We start from the raw sequence: 17,230 nt of genomic DNA, 5'->3' as shown, positions 1-17,230 counted from the left end.
CGAGGCGCGCAAGGTGCGCACCTCAGGATGACGCTGGACGTGTTGCGCACCTCACATCGGCGCGGCGTTGTCGGCCTGGGTCTTGGACAGCTTCGACGCCAGCGAGGCGATCACGATCAGCACCGTCACGGCGGCGATGATCAGCGTACAGATCGCGTTGATCTCCGGCTTCACTCCGAGCCGCACTTCGGAATAGATCCGGATCGGCAGCGTGGTCGAGCCGGGGCCGGTGGTGAAGCTGGCGATCACCAGATCGTCGAGCGACAGCGCAAACGCCAACATCCAGCCCGCCGCGATCGCCGGCCAGATCAGCGGCACGGTGGCGCGGAGGAAGGCTTCCACCGGCGCGCAGCCGAGATCCATCGCGGCCTCTTCGATGCTGCGGTCGAGCGCGTGCAGCCGCGACTGCACCACCACCGCGACGAAGCAAATCGTCAGCGTGGTGTGGGCGATCACCACCGTCCAAAACCCGCGCTCGGCGTTGATCGCGACGAACAGCAGCAGCAGCGACAGCCCGGTGATCACTTCCGGCATCACCAGCGGTGCGTACAGCATCCCGGAGAACAGCGTGCGGCCCCTGAAATGCCCGGCGCGCGACAGCGCCACCGCCGCCAGCGTGCCGAGCACCGCCGCCGCGGTAGCCGACGTCAGCGCGACGCGCAGGCTCATCCAGGCGGCATCGAGCATCGGCTGGTCCTGGAAGAACTCGCGATACCAGCGCAGCGACCAGCCGCCCCACACCGTGACCAGCCGGGAGTCGTTGAACGAGTACAGCACCAGGATCACGATCGGCAGATACAGGAACGCCAGCCCCAGCGTCAGCGACACCAGGTTGAAACGGGACAGCCGAGGCGCACGCGCCGCCATCACGACCTCCCCTCGAGCTGACGCCGCTGCGCCCGCTCGTAGATCAGGAGCGGCAGCAGCAACACGCCGAGCAGCAGCACGGCCAGTGCGGATGCGACGGGCCAATCGCGGTTGGTGAAGAATTCCAGCCACAGCGTCTGGCCGATCATCGGCGAGGTCGAACCGCCGAGCAGGTCCGGGATCACGAACTCGCCGACGATCGGAATGAAGCACAGCAGCACGCCGGCGCCGATGCCGGGCAGCGACAGTGGAAACGTCACCAGCCAGAACGCCTGGCGCGGCGAGGCGCCGAGATCGGCGGCGGCTTCCGACAGCGCATGCGGCAGCTTCGCCAGCGTCGCGTACAGCGGCAGCACCATGAACGGCAGATACGAATAGACGATGCCGACATACATCGCGGTGTCGGTCGACAGCCACACCACCGGCTTCGACACGATGTGCAGCGCCAGCAGCAGCTGATTGAGCAGGCCATCGTGCTGTAGAATGTTGATCCAGGCGTAGATCCGGATCAGGAACGAGGTCCAGAACGGCACGATCACCAGCATCATCGCCAGCGGCTGCCAGCCGCGCGGCAGCCGCGCCATGGCGTAGGCGATCGGATAGCCGATCAGCAGCAGGATCGCGGTCGACACCGCCGCGACGGTGAGGCTGCGCACATACGAGACGACATAGAGGTGGTCGCCGAGGATCAGCTTGAAATTGTCGACCGACAGCGCATCGAACGCGGCGCGCAGCGCCGTCCAGCCGGCGGCGAGATCGAACACCGGCGTATAAGGCGGCTGTGCGATCGCGGTCTGCGACAGGCTGATCTTCACCACGAAGCCGAACGGCACCAGGAAGAACAGCAGCATCCACAGATAGGGCGCAACGGCCGCGAGCCGTGCCGGCTTGGTGAAAATCCGGCGGCCGCTCATCGGGTCAGCACCACGCAATCGTCGGGGGAGAACCACGCCACCACGTGCTGACCGGCCTGATAGGCGTCGACGTCGAGCCGCGTGGTGTTGGCCATCGCGGCGAGCAAGGTCGCGCCATGGTCGAGCCGAACCTTGTAGCTGGTCATGCCGCCGGCATAGCCGATATCGGTGATGGTGCCGTCGAGCCGGTTGATCGCATCGGCATGGCCGGCATCGGCCGCCGGTCCGCGCAGCGACAGTTTGATCTTCTCCGGCCGGATCGCCACGCAAATCGCGTCGTCCGTCACAGCATCGCGCGGCTCGGTCGCCACCACCTCCCCGGCCCCGCCGGTCGCGACGGTGACGCGGCCGTGCTCACGCCCCGCGACGCTGCCTTCCAACATGTTGACGTCGCCGACGAACTCGGCGACCCAGCGCGATGCCGGCGCCTCGTAGAGCCGCCGCGGCGTCGCGACCTGATCGAGCTTGCCGGCGCGCATCACGCCGATACGATCGGCCACCGTCATCGCCTCCTGCTGATCATGGGTGACGATCACGAAGGTGGTGCCGAGCCGCTTCTGCAGCGCCATCAGTTCCAGTTGGGTGCTTTCGCGCAGCTTCTTGTCGAGCGCCGCCATCGGCTCGTCGAGCAGCAGCAGCTTTGGCCGCAACGCCAGCGCCCGTGCCAGCGCGACGCGCTGCTGCTGGCCGCCGGAGAGCTGATCCGGCTTGCGCTTGCCGAGCCCTTCGAGCTTGACCAGCGCCAGCATCTCGGCGACGCGCGTTTTGATCTCCTTGCGCGGCAGCCGGGCGCGCTTCAGCCCGAACGCGATATTGGCCGCGACGTTGAGGTGTGGAAACAGCGCGTAGTTCTGGAACATCATGTTGACCGGACGCTCGTGCGGCAGCACCGCGGCGATATCCACGCCGTTCAGCATGATCCGCCCGGCATCCGGCGTCTCGAAGCCCGCCAGCATCCGCAGCAGCGTCGTCTTGCCGCAACCGCTGGGGCCGAGCAGCGCAAAGAACTCACCGGCCTTGATATCCAGCGACAGCCGGTCGACGGCGACGAACCCAGCGAACCGTTTCTCCACGGCTTCGATACGCAACAGCGGCTCACCGGCAATCTCGGCCGGCGCGGGATATCCAGCGTGCTCCGTCATGTCCCCAGCGTCTCTAAGCTCCAAGCCCATTCGGTCAGAACCGCCAGCTGTAGCGGCCTATCGCACGCTCCTCAACTGTCGCGAACGCCGCGCCTTCGCTCATTCCTCGCCGTCGGGCGTCGGAACCGCCAACTCGGCGTCCGGCGTACTGAGACTCCACATCGCGTCGAACATCGAGGCCTGGAACGCGGCAAATTCGGCACTGTCGATGATCAGCCCGTAACTCTCGCGGGCCGACGAGATCAGGCACACTTTGTTGCCGTAGATGAAGCAGGTCATCCCCAGAGTGTGCTCGTGCGGCGCGTAGCGCAGCTCGCGGCACAGCTCCTGGCTGGACGGCCAGATCGGCGCGATGTCGCGCTCGACCGAGCGGATCACTCGCAGCCAAATGCCGCGGCGGGCGCGCTCCTGCAGATAGCGCTCCATTTCCTCCAGCCCGGGCTCGGCCATCAGTTCGCGCATCGACAGCGTGGCGCGCAGCACCTTGTCGCCACCGGACAGGGTATCCCACAGCGTGGTGCGGATCCCCTCGGGCCCCGGGTGGAAGCGCACGTTCGGCTGGCCGCTCTCGTGATGATACATCGAGCGCAGCACCGGCATCACGTCGTCCAGCATCTGCCGACGCGCTTCCAGCCGCTCCATCAGAATTCCTGGGTCCTGCGCGACGACGAAGCGCCGCTTGCCATGGTCGACGAACCGGATCAGTCCCTCGGCCTCCAGCTTGGCGAGCGCATCGTGCGCCGTGGTGCGCGGCAGCCCAGCCTTCGCCGCGACCGCCGTGACCGACGCGCCGCCGAGGCCGACGGCGGTCAGATACAGCTTGTACAGCGTCCCGCTGATGCCGATCCGGGCCAATTTTTCTTCGATATTCAACGTCGTCCCCCAGCGCCGAAGCGCGCCGACCATGTCCGATCTCGGGGGCGGCGTCTATTGTCGGATTTTTCCGTCAATTTATCCCCTAAACCGGCCGCAATGCACAATGCGCCGGCATGTGGCGTCAAGTTAATCGCATATTTCGCGGTTTTGCTCGTTTTATATACCGCCAGAGCTCCGATTCCGGATTGACGAAAATATCCGACATATTTCAAAGTTGGATCGTCACGCGAGCATGAAGCGCGACCAAAGGAGGATTGCAGATGGAAGCGGAAGCCGATGCGGGCCGCCTGCCGGTCGACACCATGAGGCCGCGGTTCACGATGATTCAGAACGCGTTTTCAGGACGACCGATGCGGGCAGCGATTGGCCTGACGGCGTTTTTCGCAATCTGGCAGGCGGTCACCCAGCTCAATCTGGTCGACGGTTTTCTGTTGCCCTCGCCGGTCGCGATCGCCCAGGCGCTGTGGGAGCTCGCGCTCGACGGTTCACTGTGGGTACACCTCGGCGCCAGCCTTCAACGCGTCGCGGTCGGCTTTCTGTTCGCCTGCGTGGTCGGACTCGCACTCGGCCTGCTCTGCGGCTGGTGGCGCACGGTGTCAGACTACGTGCGACCAGTGATCGAGGCGCTGCGGCCGATCCCGCCGCTGGCCTGGATCCCGATCACCATCCTGTGGTTCGGGCTCGGCGACGCCGCCTCCTACTTTCTGGTCTTCCTCGGCGCGGTGTTTCCGGTGTTCATCGCCACCTACACGGCGATCCGCGGCCTCGACCGCAACCAGATGAACGCCGCGCTCTGCCTCGGCGCCAAGCCCTGGCAGCTGTTCACCGACGTGCTGATCCCGGCGTCGCTGCCGATCATCCTGCCGGGCCTGCGCATCGCGCTCGGCGTCGGCTGGATGTGCGTCGTCACCGCCGAGCTGATCGCCGCCCAGACCGGCCTCGGCTACCTGATCCAGCAATCGCGCATGCTGTTCCAGATCAACAACGTCGTCGCCGGCATGGTCGCGATCGGACTGATCGGCTTCGCGATGTCCGCCATCCTTGAACGTATCGAGCGGCGCGTGAACGCGTGGGCTCCTTCCGAGCGCAGCTGAGGGCCCGCACCATGAACGCACAATTCGCACCTGCCACCCTTGCCGCCGCCGAACTCGCGGTGCCGCAAGCCTCGACCGCCGAGATCCAGATCGACATCCGCAACGTCGGCAAGGTCTACGACTCCAAGACCACCCACCAGGCGGTGATCGCGCTCGACGGCGTGTCGCTGCGCATCAAGAAAGGCGAGTTCATCTCGCTACTCGGCCCGTCGGGCTGCGGAAAGTCGACGCTGCTCGGCATCATCGCCGGCTTCCAGTCCGCCTCGAGCGGCCAGATCCTGCAGAACGGCCGGCCGATCTCCAAGCCCGACGCCTCACGCACGGTGGTGTTCCAGGACTACGCGCTGTTCGGCTGGATGACGGTGCAGCAGAACGTCGAGTTCGGCCTGAAGGCGAAAGGCCTGCCGAAAGCGCAGCGTGCCGAGATCGCCCGCTCGCTGATCAAAACCGTTCATCTTGCCGGTTTCGAAGACAAGTACCCGCATCAGATGTCCGGCGGCATGAAGCAGCGCGCCGCGATTGCGCGCGCGCTGGCGCCCGATCCCGACATCCTCTTGATGGACGAGCCGTTCGGCGCGCTCGACGCGCAGACCCGCGTGCTGCTGCAGGAAGAAATCGCGCGGATCTCCACCGAGGCCGGCAAGACGGTGATCTTCGTCACCCACGGCATCGACGAGGCTGTGTTCCTCGCCGACCGCGTCGTGGTGATGAGTCCGCGGCCCGGCCGGGTGCGGGACGAAGTGCTGGTGCCGCTGCCGCGGCCGCGCACCGCCGAAATGCGCTCCGATCCATGGTTCGTCTCCACCGTCAAAGACCTGTGGGAGACGCTGAAGCCTGAATGGCAAAAAGGGGAATAGACAGTGACCAACACGCTCTCGCGCCGCCGCTTCGGTCAGCTCGCTGCTGGCCTTGCCGCCACCATGCCGTTCGCGGCACCGTCGATCCTGCACGCCCAGAGCGGCGATGTGGTCAAGATGGGCTGGTTCAATACCACCACGGTGTCGGCCCAGATCGCCCATGTGCTGATGCGCACCGACATCGCCGCGCGCAACGGCCTGAAGATGGACATGATCCAGCTCGCCGCCTCGCCGGCGATCACCGAAGCGCTGGTCTCCGGCGCGGCCGACATCGGCACGCTGTCCGACTTCGCCGCCGTCACCACGATGGCAATCGGCGCGCCGGTGACCACGGTGTCGTCGCAGGCGATCTTCCGCTCGGCGGTGCTGACCACCAAGAAGTCCGGCATCAATGATCTCGCCGGCCTCAAGGGCAAGCAGGTGTTCGGCACCTTCGGCATCACCGCGTTCCAGAATGCGCAGGAAGCGGTGTCGAAGGCCGGGCTGGTGCCGGGCAAGGACGTCACCTTCGTCAATGTCGGCCCTGCCGAACTCGCCGACGCGGTCGGCGCGCAGCGGATCGATGCATTCTTCACCTACGATCCGTTCGTGTCGTTCTTCGAGAACGCCGGCTTCGCCAAGGTGGTGTCGCAGAACGTCACGCCGGTGATCGCGCTCGCTGCGAACAACCGCTTCTTCAAGGAACGCCCGGACGTGCTGAAGCGCATGCTGAAGGCGAACTCCGAAGCGCTGTTCTTCGCCAGCCAGAACCACGATCTGGTCAACGGCTGGTTCCGGACGCTGGAGCCGGCCAAGAATATTCCGGTCGAAGTCCTGGAGAAGGCCTCGAGCTACGATCCGGCCTGGAGCGCCAAGTCGTTCACCGACATCAAGGCCACTCTGACGCCGGCACAGATCGCCAAGATGGACACGCTCGCCAAATGGGGCGTGGAGAACAAGCTGCTGCCGCGCGTGCCCGACGTGACCAAATTCGTCGACACCACGGTCGCCAGCGCGGCCGACAAGGAAGCAGCAGCGCAGGGCTTCGACCCGAAGAGCGTGAAGATCACCCGCGCCTGATCGGGCCCAGGTTGGACGTCTGAGTTCGTCATGCCCGGCCTTGTGCCGGGCATCCACGCCTTGGAGTGCCAACTTAAGGAAAGACGTGGATGGCCGGGACAAGCCCGGCCATGACGAAAGCCGCGAGTAAGCGAGTGCACGACTTGGTATCACAGCCGCAACGCCACTTCGACTTCGCCCAGATATCCGGTGCGGATCGCTATCGGTTGATGGCCTCGACCATCATGCCGCGCCCGATCGCATGGGTCGTCACGCGCTCGCCCGACGGCTGCATCAACGCCGCGCCCTATTCGTTTTTCAACATGTTCGGCTCCGACCGGCCCGTCGTGGCGTTCGGCATTCTGGCACGGCCCGACGTGCCGAAAGACACAGCCGCCAACATCCGCGCCACCGGCGAATTCGTCGTCAACCTGGTGCCGTTTGATCTCGTCGAGGCGATGAACGCGACCTGCGTCGAGGCTCCGCCGGAGGTCGACGAGCTCGATCTCGCCGGGCTGGAGACGCTGCCGAGCATTGCTGTTGCTCCGCCGCGCATCGCCGCCTCGCCGGTCGCGTTCGAATGCCGGCGTACCCATTGGCTCGACACCGGTCCCGGCCAGGTGATGGTGGTGGGTGAAGTGCTGCACGCGCACTACGCCCAGCATGTTCTGACCGGAGATCCGCAGCGTCCGCGTGTCGATCACGCCGCGCTCGATCTCGTCGGCCGGATGCACGGCGCCTCCGCCTACACCCGCACCCGCGATCTGTTCGATCTCGACCGTCCCCTCTGGCAGGACGCGCAGATTACCCCTACTGACGCATCATAAGGATCTACTCAGATGGCCAAGTTGAAAGTCGCTGCCGTTCAGGCGACCACCTTTCCGTTCGACGCCGCGGCCGCGACCGCCCGCACCGTCGCGCTGATCGGCGAAGCCGCCGCCAAGGGCGCAAAGATCGCGGTGTTTCCGGAAGCGTTCATCGGCGGCTATCCGAAGGGCCTCGATTTCGGCTGCGCGATCGGACGACGCACGCCGGAAGGCCGCGAGGATTTCGCCCGCTATGTGCGCGGCTCGATCAGCATTCCGGGTCCCGAGGTCGACCAACTCGTCGCCGCCTGCGCGGAGCACGACGTCCACGCCGTGGTCGGCGTGATCGAGCGCGACGGCGGCACACTGTATTGCACGGCGCTGTATCTGGCTCCCGGCCGCCTGCTCGGCATCCATCGCAAGCTGATGCCGACCGGATCGGAGCGGCTGGTGTGGGGATTCGGCGACGCGTCGACCCTGACCGTGGTCGACACCCCCTACGGCCGGCTCGGCGGCGCGATCTGCTGGGAACACTACATGCCGCTGATGCGCGCCGCCTACTACGCAAAGGGCGTGCAGATCTGGGCTGCGCCGACTGCCGACGATCGCGAGACCTGGATCGCTACGATGCGCCACATCGCGCTGGAAGGCCGCTGTTTCGTGATCGGCGCCTGCCAGGTGATGCGGCGCTCGGACTTCCCGGAAGACTATGCCAGCCGGATCGAAGCTGGCCCGGACGAGTGGATGATGCACGGCCGCTCGGTGATCGTCGGCCCGCTCGGTGAAATCCTCGCCGGACCGCTGCTCGACGAAGAGGGCATCCTCACCGCCGACATCGACACCGACGACATTCTCGGCGCCACCCTCGACTTCGATGCCGTCGGGCACTATTCGCGACCGGATCTGTTCAAGCTCCATGTCGATGAGCGGCCGCAGACCCCGGTGGCGTTCGGCGGAAAATCGGTGGCGGGCGGAACCGGCGCCTGACGCCCCGCACAGCAGCCGCGGCGCGTCGCGCGAAAGGCGGTCAGCTCGCTTCGCACGCGCGCTGCAGCACGCTGCCTTCGCCGGCGTCCTGCCCGACCAGCCAACGATATTGCTCGATCGGCGCCGGCTTGCCGATCAGATAGCCCTGCACCGCATCACAGGACTCGTCGACCAGGAAGTCGAGCTGCTCCTGGGTCTCGACGCCTTCAGCCACAAGCGTCACGCCGAGACCGTGTCCGAGCCCGATCACGGCGCGGACGATCGCCGCCGATTGCGGGTTGCGGCCGAGATTCATGATGAAGGCGCGATCGATCTTGATCTTGTCGAACGGGAACGCCTGCAGATAGGTCAGCGAGGAATAGCCGCTGCCGAAATCGTCCATCGACACCCTGACGCCCAGCGCCTTCAGCCGCCGCAGCAGCGACAGACCGCGATCGAAGTCGTCGATCAGCACGCCTTCGGTGATTTCCAGCTCCAGCCGTCCCGGCTCGAGGCCGGTCTGCAGCAGCACTTCGTGCACGAACCCGACCAGATCGGTGTTGAGGAATTGAGCAGGCGACAGGTTGACGGCGACCTGCAGCGGCCTTGCCCAGGACGCGGCCTGACGGCAGGCTTCCCGCAGGATCCATTCGCCGAGCTCGACGATCAGGCCACTTTCTTCAGCGAGCGGGATGAACTCGCTCGGAGGGACGAAGCCGCGGGTCGGATGCCGCCACCGCGTCAGCGCCTCGAAGCCGACGATATCGTTGTTGCCGACACGCTTGGTGCTCGACGCCTGCGGCTGATAGTACAGCGACATCTCACCATTGCGGACGGCGTTCGACAGGTCCTGATGCAGCACCCGTCTGTCGCGGATCTGCATATCCATCTCCGGCTCGAACACCGTGACCGAGCCGCGCGCATTGGCCTTGGCGCGAAACAGCGCCGCGCCGGCATTGGCGAGCAGCGCGGCTGCGTCGGTGCCGTTGGCGGGGAACAACGCGACGCCGGTGGTGACACCGATCCGCACCGTCTTGCCATCGATGACGAAGCCCGGCGCCAGCGCTTTGGCCACCAAGCTGGCCAGATTGCGCGCGGCCGCAGGCTGCGGGCCGTCGATGATCAGGCCGAACTCGTCTCCAGACAGGCGCGCCACGACGCCGCCCCGTGCGGCCCATTCGATCCTGCGCGCCACCTCGACCAGCAGCTTGTCGCCGATCGCGTGACCGAACACGTCGTTGATCTCCTTCAGACCATCGAGATCGAGCGACAGCACAGCGAACTCGTCGACCGCATTGTCGCAGGCTTCGATCATCTGACTGAGCGACTTCAGGAAGGCGTCGCGGTTCGGCAGGTCGGTGAGGCCGTCGTGATAGGCCATATGGGCCATCCGCGCCTCGGTCTGGCGGCGGTCGGTGACGTCGACATGGGTCTTGATCAGGTAGTGCGCCTGATCGGCCTCGTCGGTAACGGTCATCCGCCGGGTGACGAACAGGCGCAAGCCGCCGGCGGTCGAGATCGGATGCTCCTCGACCACCAGACCACCCTTGCGGATCGCCAGGTCGTCGCGTTCGGCGATCAACCGCGCTTCCTTGGTGTTGAAGATCTCGGCGGAGGTCAGCCCGGTGGCATCCTCGCGGCGGCGGTTGAAGATGATCTCGGCGCCGCGGTTGGCGAGCACGTAGCGGCCGTCGGCGGTGTTCTGCACCGTCAGGGCGACCGGAATATTGTCGATCACAAGCTCGAGGAAGCGCTTGGTCTTCTCCAGTTCGAGCGATAGAGCGCGCCGATGGGTGACGTCTTCGAACAACGCGATCAGGAATTCCGGCTCGCCGCGTTCATTGCGGGCGACCACACGATTGCTGGCGAGAACCCGCTCGCTCCGCCCCATCTCGACGGTCAATTCGGAGGTGTAGGCGCCGCTGTTCGATTGCAGCGCATGGTGGTCCGCTTCGCGGATGTTCGCCGCCGATCGGGCCGGATACAAATCGTCCGCAGTGGCGCCGATGATCCGCTCGCGGCTCATCCCCGACATCGTCTCGAACGCACGATTGGCGAGGATGTAGCGGCCGTCGTCGATACTCTTGGCGGCGACGCAGACCGGAATATTGTCGATCACCGATTCCAGAAACTGCTTGGTGGTCGCCAGCTGCTTCGACACTCGGCGCAATTCGCTGCAGTCGTCATGAGTCGCGATCGTTCCGCCGTTGGCGAGCCGCGAAAACTTGACCTGGATACAGCGGCCGTCCTGAAGCTCGCAGACGTAGCCCTGCGGCAGGCCGGCATTGCGATAGAATTCGTCATTGGACACATCGAGCATGCCGCGGGAGCGACGGAGCTCCAGCAGCTCGCGCCCCGGCAGGCCGCGCGGCACCTCGGCGCGGGTCAGGCCGTACATCTCGAGATAACGGTCGTTGCAGAACACGATCCGGCCGGACGAGTCGGCGATCACCACGCCTTGCTGCAGCTTGTTGAGGACCGAATCGACCAGCATGTTCTTGCGGCGCTGGGCGCGACGCTGCTTGCGCAGCATCGATGCCGCCCACAGCGCAACCGCGCAGGTGAAGGACGCCACGACGAAACCGCCGATCAGCAATTCCCACATGATCTCTGGTTCGACGCCACCGATGTAGTTGGCTGGCACGAAGCTCTGCGCCGCGATCGCTCCCGATGGAGAAAGACCGGTCGTCACCGCAGCCAATGCTGCCCCGCTGCCCGCCTTCCCTATCCACGCCGTCATACAGCACCCAGCAATTACGGTCCGAGTCTGATGCAAGACACCTTTGGAACATGTAAACAACGTCTGCGGGACGGATCGGTATCACGGCAATTTTCTTCAATTGACCGGAGATGGTTAACCCGATCATAAACGCTTCCCGGCAAATGAATCGCAACAAGAGCTTGGATCGATGGAAGAAGTTGAGTGCGTCGTGGTTGGCGCGGGTGTGGTCGGCTTGGCGATCGCGCGAAAGCTGGCACAGCAAGGCCGCGAGGTAATCGTCGTCGAACAGGCCGAGGCGATCGGAACCGGCACCTCCTCGCGCAACAGCGAAGTGATTCACGCGGGCATCTACTATCGCGCCGGCAGTCTGATGGCGAAGCTCTGCGTCGCCGGTCGGCACGCGCTCTATGCGTATTGCGCCGACCACGGCATTCCGCATCGGCAATGCGGCAAGCTGATCGTCGCGACCACCGCGGCGGAAGCCGACAAGCTGGAGTCGATCCGCGCCCATGCCGCCGCCAACGGCGTCGATGATCTGCGCGCGATCGACGGTGCCGAAGCGCAACGGATAGAGCCCGCGCTCTCCTGCGTGGCCGCGCTCGTTTCACCCTCGACTGGCATCGTCGACAGCCACGCGTACATGCTTGCGCTGCGCGGTGATGCCGAAGCGGCCGGCGCGGCCTTCGCGTTTCACGCGCCGCTGCTGTCAGCGCGCCGGGAAGGCGAAATGCTTGCGCTCGAGATCGGCGGCGAGATGCCGATGGCGCTCGGCTGCCGGCTGCTGATCAATGCCGCGGGTCTCGGTGCGACCGCCGTGGCGCGCGCGATCGCCCCGATGCCGCCGGAGCTGGTGCCGACCGCGTATCTCGCCAAAGGCAATTACTTCACCTGCAGCGCACGCGCGCCGTTCTCGCACTTGATCTATCCAGTACCGGAGCCAGGCGGGCTCGGCGTGCATCTGACGCTGGATTTGGGCGGTCAGGCCAAATTCGGCCCCGACGTCGAATGGATCGACGAGATCGACTACGTTGTCGATCCGGCGCGCGCGACGCGGTTCTATCCGGCGATCCGCAAATACTGGCCGGGTCTGCCGGACGGCGCGCTGTCGCCGGGCTATTCCGGGATACGTCCCAAGATCGTGCCGCCGTCGATCGCGGTGCAGGATTTCGTGTTGCAAAGCCCGCGCGAGCACGGCGTCCCGGGACTCATCAATCTGTTCGGGATCGAATCGCCGGGACTGACGGCATCCCTGGCAATTGCCGATCACGTCGCCGAACTCGTGGCGGCGTGACCGGCGCCGACAGTTCTGAGCGGGACTACTTCAGTCACCTCTGGCACCGCCCGGAAGGCTCTTCGGCGTCAGAGGTCAACAGTATCCCGAGTCTGTCGCGACCACGTCATGCGCATCGCGGATGCGGATCAACGCGAAGGACAGTTTTGCTGCAGTGCAGTGAAGAGAGTCAGTGCAGGCTGGGAGCGGTCTGCCTCAGTTTCGCGATTTGATCTCGGACCATAAGCTTGCGGCGCTTCAGGTCGGCGATACGGGCATCGTCAGTGGAGGGATGGGCGAGAGCGTCGTGCAATTCGGTCTCCAGAACCTTGTGCTTGCGTTCCAGTTCGACGAGATGCGCTTGAATTGCCATACGAAACCTCCTCATTTGGTGAGACTGAGTTTCCATCCGGACGACGAAGTCTACATCTCTGGTGGCGTCTGTCGATAGGTTTGAAATATCCGCGTCATAATTTCGCGGTTGAGGAAACGAATCGCCAGCGGCGATGATCTCGTCCCCGCACAACACCGAGGACACCGGGACTTCGTTGGGCCGCGACCTCGCTCGGCCCATGTTCGTGGATTATTCACCTAACGAAGGTCGTAAGCGGCTGCCGCCAGGGTCGCGCCGCTTGCTCGTAGCACCGCAAAAGCGATAATGACGCCGAACTGATCGATCCTCCAACCGGCCCGCCGCTCGCGAGTTGGTTCAAGCCGACACTGAACATGACCGACGAAGACGAGGGCGACCTCGGTGCCGAGCTGGCCAAGCTGCAACAAGAGCATCGCGATCTCGACGCTGCGATCGATGCGCTGCATCATTCGCCGGCGCCCGATCTGCTGCGGCTGCAGCGGTTGAAGAAGCGGAAACTGGCGCTGCGCGATCGCATCGCCTTCATCGAAGATCAGATCACGCCCGACATCATCGCCTGAGCGCTGTACCCGACGCGGCGCGGCGTTCGGCCTTGCGGGCATACATGGCCCGGTCTGCGCATGCGAACGCCTCGGCGGCATCCATCTCCGGCGACAGCATCGCTACGCCTGCGGAAATCCCGACCTCGATGGTCTGATCGCCATAGCGGATCTCGAGCGCGTCGACCGCGGCTTCCAGACCCAACGCTTTCGCCCGCGCATCGGCTTCGTCGAGATTCCAGAGCAGCAACGCGAACTCGTCGCCGCCGAGCCGCCCGATCAGGTCGGAGGCGCGGACGTGACGCAACAGGGCTTCGGTCACCGATTTCAGCACCACGTCGCCGGCGGCATGGCCGAGCGTATCGTTGACCGGCTTCAAGCGGTCGACGTCGAGCATGATCAGCGCGCCGCTCGCGCTGTAGCGCTTGATATAGGCCAGCGCCCGGCCGAGCTCGCGCTCGAAGCCGCGGCGGTTGGCGATCCCGAGCAGGAAGTCGGTTTCGGCCGAGGCGCGCAGCACGTCGATCTCCGCCAGCGCGGCGGCGAGCTGAGCTTTCAGCCGCCGGATCTTGAGCTGCGGATCTGCCGGCAGCCGCCCGCCGGCAACCCGCGCCCGCGGCGTCGCCGGCGCCGGGCGCGGCCCGGCAGGCGGCAGTTTTCGCTTCTTGGCGGCAGGCTTGGCTGTCCCCCGGCCGACCGATCGGCGGGAGGACGGGGGGCGGATGGGCTTCTTTTTCATGAGAATCAGCCGGAGAACCACCACAACACTTGCCGCTCTTCACCAAGAAAGGATAGTGCATTCCGGACGCCTTGGCCGGACCGGCCTGCGTTCCTATAATTCCCACCTATGTTTCTGGATTCACGACAGAATCGTTCGAAAGACTGGTTTGAATGACAGCTCCCGTCGCGATCATCATGGGCAGCCAGTCGGACTGGGAAACGATGCGGCATGCCGCCGAGACCCTGACCGCCCTCGCCATCGCCCATGACGCCCAGATCGTTTCCGCGCACCGCACCCCCGACCGCCTCTACGCCTTCGCCAAAGGGGCGAAGGCCGCCGGCTATCGCATCGTCATTGCCGGCGCCGGCGGGGCTGCGCATCTGCCGGGGATGACCGCGGCGTTGACGGAGCTGCCGGTGTTCGGCGTGCCGGTGGAATCCAAGACCATGTCCGGCCTGGATTCGCTGTATTCGATCGTGCAGATGCCGGCCGGCATCCCGGTCGGCACGCTGGCGATCGGCAAGGCCGGCGCGATCAACGCCGCGCTGCTCGCCGCAAGCGTGCTGGCGCTGACCGATTCCGAGCTGGCGACCCGGCTGGCGACGTGGCGCAAGGCGCAGACAGACTCGGTCGCTGCCCGGCCGGAGGGCGCGGCGTGAGCGGATCCCGTCGTGAACCGCTGAAGCCCGGCGACACCATCGGCATTCTCGGCGGCGGCCAGCTCGGCCGGATGCTGGCGCTCGCCGCAGCGAGGCTGGGGCTGAAGTGCCAGGTGTTCTCCCCCGACCCGGATTCGCCGGCCTTCGACGTCGTGCAGAACGCCACCTGCGCCGAATATGCCGACGTCGAGGCGCTGGAATTGTTCGCCTCCGAGGTCGACGTCATCACCTACGAGTTCGAGAACGTCCCGGCCTCCGCCGCGCTCGTGTTGGCGGCACGCAAGGCGGTGCTGCCGAGCCAGACCATTCTGGAGACCACCCAGGACCGGTTGGCCGAGAAGGACTTCGTCACCAAGCTCGGCATCGGCACCGCCGGCTATGCCGACGTCACCTCATCGCAGACGCTGCGCGACGCAGTCGCCCGGCTCGGCCTGCCGGCCGTGCTGAAGACCCGGCGGTTCGGCTACGACGGCAAGGGCCAGGTGATGTTGCGCCCGGGCGACGACCCGGAGGCCGCCTGGGCCAGCCTGGAGACCCGCGCCGCGATTCTTGAGGCCTTCGTGCCGTTCGAGCGTGAGGTTTCGGTGATCGCCGCACGTGGCGCCGACGGTCATGTGGTCTGTTACGACCTCACCGAGAACGAGCATCGCGACCACATTCTCAAGACCTCGCGCGTGCCCGCCAACGTCCCTGACGTGGTCGCCAAGGAGGCGCGGCGAATCGCCACCAGCATCGCCACCGCGCTCGATTACGTCGGTGTGCTCGGCGTCGAGATGTTCGTGGTGCCGGGCGCGGACGGCCCGAAGGTGCTGGTCAACGAGATCGCTCCCCGGGTGCACAATTCCGGCCATTGGACCCTGGACGGCGCCTCGGTGTCGCAATTCGAGCAGCACATCCGGGCAATCGCCGGTTGGCCGCTGGCAGAACCCCTGCGCCACGGCGCGGTGACCATGACCAACCTGATCGGCGACGATGTCCACGACTATCCCCGCTGGCTGACCGTGCCGGGCGCCACCGTGCACCTCTATGGCAAGCGCCATGCCCTGCCCGGACGCAAGATGGGCCATGTGACCGTGGTCGAGACGAAGACTTCACACAAGACGTGATGCCTCCGCCTCAGCCTCGGCAAGTTAGCTCCGGTTGCCCTCGATGATGCCGGCGGGCGAATCGGGGCTGAGCCAGCGGTAGAGCAGCCCGCCGAGCACGCCGCCGATCAACGGCGCCACCCAGAACAGCCACAGCTGCTGGATCGCCCATCCGCCGACGAACAAGGCAGGACCAGTGCTGCGCGCTGGATTGACCGAAGTGTTGGTGACCGGGATGCTGACCAGGTGGATGAGCGTCAGCGCCAGCCCGATGGCCAGCGGCGCGAAACCGGCCGGCGCCTTGCCGTGAGTGGCGCCCATGATGACGAACAGGAACATCATGGTCATCACAACTTCACTCACAAGGGCGGCCACCAGGCTATAGCCGCCCGGCGAATGCGCGCCATAACCGTTTGCGGCAAACCCCTTGGCAAGATCGAAACCCGCGGTCCCGCTGGCGATCACGTACAGGACGGCGCTGGCAACTACGGCGCCCACAACCTGAGCAATCACGTAGGGGACGATCTGGCCCGGCGGAAACCGGCCGCCCGCGGCCAGACCCAGCGTCACAGCCGGGTTGAGGTGCGCTCCGGACACATGCCCGATCGCATAAGCCATAGTGATCACGCTGAGGCCGAACGCGAGCGATACGCCAACCAAGCCGATGCCGACCTGCGGAAAACCGGCGGCAATCACGGCACTGCCGCACCCCGCGAAGGTCAACCAAAACGTACCGATGAATTCGGCCGCATATTTCTGCAAACTCATAGTCGGCGCTCCTGTGGCAATTCTTATATGTTCTGCGAGAAGTTCGGAGCCCTGGGGTTCCGGTGCCTGACTTGGATCCAAAAAGAGATTCGGAGAAGCCTTTTTACTGCCACCAGATACCTTTGAGAGGCCGCGGGCGCTGTGGACATGCCGGGACCGATCTGATATATCCGCGCGCCTGAGGTGAGGGAAACGGCCGTTGTCGCCCCCTGCCCGCCAGATTTCAAATTCCGGTTGACTGAAAAGAGGATGCCGCGTGCAGGTTCTCGTTCGCGATAACAATGTCGATCAAGCTCTCAAGGCGCTGAAGAAGAAGATGCAGCGCGAGGGCATTTTCCGCGAGATGAAGCTGCGCGGACACTACGAGAAGCCGTCTGAGAAGAAGGCGCGCGAAAAGGCGGAAGCCGTACGCCGCGCCCGTAAGCTCGCACGCAAGAAGCTGCAGCGCGAAGGCTTGCTGCCGAGCAAGCCGAAGCCGGCTTTCGGCGCTGATCGTCGTCCGAGCGCAGCGGCGGCGCGCTGATCACGCCTCT

The 17,230-nt window shown here is 65.4% G+C and carries 18 protein-coding genes; 10 read left to right on the top strand and 8 right to left on the bottom strand.

Annotation, left to right across the window (positions count from 1 at the left end; all coding sequences use genetic code 11):
* Nucleotides 1-51 precede the first annotated feature (51 nt).
* The 4 genes from DNX69_RS05130 to DNX69_RS05115 all read right to left on the bottom strand — a co-directional run bounded on the left by DNX69_RS05130 (nt 52) and on the right by DNX69_RS05115 (nt 3,829).
* Entirely contained in the window at nt 52-867 is an 816-nt protein-coding gene (locus tag DNX69_RS05130; protein ID WP_110784944.1) for an ABC transporter permease, read from the bottom strand.
* A complete protein-coding gene (locus DNX69_RS05125; protein WP_110784943.1) occupies nt 867-1,781 on the bottom strand; it encodes an ABC transporter permease in 915 nt (304 codons plus the stop codon). The genes DNX69_RS05130 and DNX69_RS05125 overlap by 1 nt, the downstream gene beginning before the upstream one ends.
* Entirely contained in the window at nt 1,778-2,923 is a 1,146-nt protein-coding gene (locus DNX69_RS05120; RefSeq protein WP_110784942.1) for an ABC transporter ATP-binding protein, read from the bottom strand. The genes DNX69_RS05125 and DNX69_RS05120 overlap by 4 nt, the downstream gene beginning before the upstream one ends.
* 99 nt (nt 2,924-3,022) lie before the next feature.
* Nucleotides 3,023-3,829, bottom strand: coding sequence for a TrmB family transcriptional regulator (locus tag DNX69_RS05115; protein ID WP_110784941.1), 807 nt, complete (start codon nt 3,827-3,829; stop codon nt 3,023-3,025).
* Nucleotides 3,830-4,059: 230 nt separating this feature from the next.
* Between DNX69_RS05115 and DNX69_RS05110 the strand changes: the two genes are divergently transcribed.
* The 5 genes from DNX69_RS05110 (at nt 4,060) to DNX69_RS05090 (ending at nt 8,581) form a co-directional block, all read left to right on the top strand.
* The gene (locus DNX69_RS05110; protein WP_110784940.1) at nt 4,060-4,893 is read left to right on the top strand and encodes an ABC transporter permease; all 834 of its coding nucleotides are present in this window, start codon (nt 4,060-4,062) and stop codon (nt 4,891-4,893) included.
* An 11-nt stretch (nt 4,894-4,904) separates the two neighbouring features.
* The gene (locus DNX69_RS05105) at nt 4,905-5,750 is read left to right on the top strand and encodes an ABC transporter ATP-binding protein (protein WP_110784980.1); all 846 of its coding nucleotides are present in this window, start codon (nt 4,905-4,907) and stop codon (nt 5,748-5,750) included.
* Nucleotides 5,751-5,753: 3 nt separating this feature from the next.
* Nucleotides 5,754-6,809: an ABC transporter substrate-binding protein gene (locus DNX69_RS05100; RefSeq protein WP_110784939.1), complete on the top strand. Its 1,056-nt coding sequence runs from the start codon at nt 5,754-5,756 to the stop codon at nt 6,807-6,809.
* 110 nt (nt 6,810-6,919) lie between these two features.
* Nucleotides 6,920-7,615 (top strand): flavin reductase family protein, encoded by a 696-nt coding sequence (locus DNX69_RS05095; RefSeq protein ID WP_110784938.1) that lies wholly within the window; start codon nt 6,920-6,922, stop codon nt 7,613-7,615.
* Between the two features lie 12 nt (nt 7,616-7,627).
* A complete protein-coding gene (locus DNX69_RS05090) occupies nt 7,628-8,581 on the top strand; it encodes a carbon-nitrogen hydrolase family protein (RefSeq protein ID WP_110784937.1) in 954 nt (317 codons plus the stop codon).
* A 40-nt stretch (nt 8,582-8,621) separates the two neighbouring features.
* Here the strand turns inward: DNX69_RS05090 and DNX69_RS05085 are convergent, their stop codons facing one another.
* Nucleotides 8,622-11,300: a sensor domain-containing protein gene (locus DNX69_RS05085; RefSeq protein ID WP_110784936.1), complete on the bottom strand. Its 2,679-nt coding sequence runs from the start codon at nt 11,298-11,300 to the stop codon at nt 8,622-8,624.
* 169 nt (nt 11,301-11,469) lie between these two features.
* Between DNX69_RS05085 and DNX69_RS05080 the strand changes: the two genes are divergently transcribed.
* Nucleotides 11,470-12,573 (top strand): NAD(P)/FAD-dependent oxidoreductase, encoded by a 1,104-nt coding sequence (locus DNX69_RS05080; RefSeq protein ID WP_110784935.1) that lies wholly within the window; start codon nt 11,470-11,472, stop codon nt 12,571-12,573.
* A 169-nt stretch (nt 12,574-12,742) separates the two neighbouring features.
* Here the strand turns inward: DNX69_RS05080 and DNX69_RS05075 are convergent, their stop codons facing one another.
* On the bottom strand, nt 12,743-12,925 hold the full coding sequence (locus DNX69_RS05075; RefSeq protein WP_110784979.1) for a YdcH family protein: 183 nt from the start codon (nt 12,923-12,925) through the stop codon (nt 12,743-12,745).
* A gap of 353 nt (nt 12,926-13,278) precedes the next feature.
* On the opposite strand from DNX69_RS05075, the gene DNX69_RS05070 reads away from it, so the two are divergent.
* Complete coding sequence (locus DNX69_RS05070) at nt 13,279-13,485, top strand: YdcH family protein (RefSeq protein ID WP_012497433.1); 207 nt, start codon at nt 13,279-13,281, stop codon at nt 13,483-13,485.
* Here the strand turns inward: DNX69_RS05070 and DNX69_RS05065 are convergent.
* Entirely contained in the window at nt 13,475-14,203 is a 729-nt protein-coding gene (locus DNX69_RS05065; RefSeq protein WP_110784978.1) for a GGDEF domain-containing protein, read from the bottom strand. The two genes, DNX69_RS05070 and DNX69_RS05065, sit on opposite strands and share 11 nt — an antisense overlap.
* A 152-nt stretch (nt 14,204-14,355) precedes the next feature.
* On the opposite strand from DNX69_RS05065, the gene purE reads away from it, so the two are divergent.
* On the top strand, nt 14,356-14,844 hold the full coding sequence (gene purE, locus DNX69_RS05060) for a 5-(carboxyamino)imidazole ribonucleotide mutase (protein WP_110784934.1): 489 nt from the start codon (nt 14,356-14,358) through the stop codon (nt 14,842-14,844).
* Nucleotides 14,841-15,950, top strand: a complete 1,110-nt coding sequence (locus DNX69_RS05055) for a 5-(carboxyamino)imidazole ribonucleotide synthase (RefSeq protein WP_110784933.1) — start codon at nt 14,841-14,843, stop codon at nt 15,948-15,950. Before purE ends, DNX69_RS05055 begins: the two co-directional genes overlap by 4 nt.
* 24 nt (nt 15,951-15,974) lie before the next feature.
* Here the strand turns inward: DNX69_RS05055 and aqpZ are convergent, their stop codons facing one another.
* Nucleotides 15,975-16,697 carry an aquaporin Z gene (aqpZ, locus tag DNX69_RS05050; RefSeq protein WP_110784932.1) on the bottom strand — a complete coding sequence of 241 codons (723 nt, stop codon included), beginning with the start codon at nt 16,695-16,697 and terminating at the stop codon, nt 15,975-15,977.
* 256 nt (nt 16,698-16,953) lie between these two features.
* Here aqpZ and rpsU point away from each other — a divergent pair, with 256 nt between their 5' ends.
* Nucleotides 16,954-17,220: a 30S ribosomal protein S21 gene (gene rpsU / locus DNX69_RS05045; RefSeq protein ID WP_110784931.1), complete on the top strand. Its 267-nt coding sequence runs from the start codon at nt 16,954-16,956 to the stop codon at nt 17,218-17,220.
* Nucleotides 17,221-17,230 lie beyond the last annotated feature (10 nt).

It is taken from the genome of Rhodopseudomonas palustris (assembly GCF_003226555.1).
GTDB lineage: Bacteria > Pseudomonadota > Alphaproteobacteria > Rhizobiales > Xanthobacteraceae > Rhodopseudomonas > Rhodopseudomonas palustris_I.
Note: the sequence above shows the minus strand (reverse complement) of the source record. Positions and strands in the feature narration are given on the sequence as shown.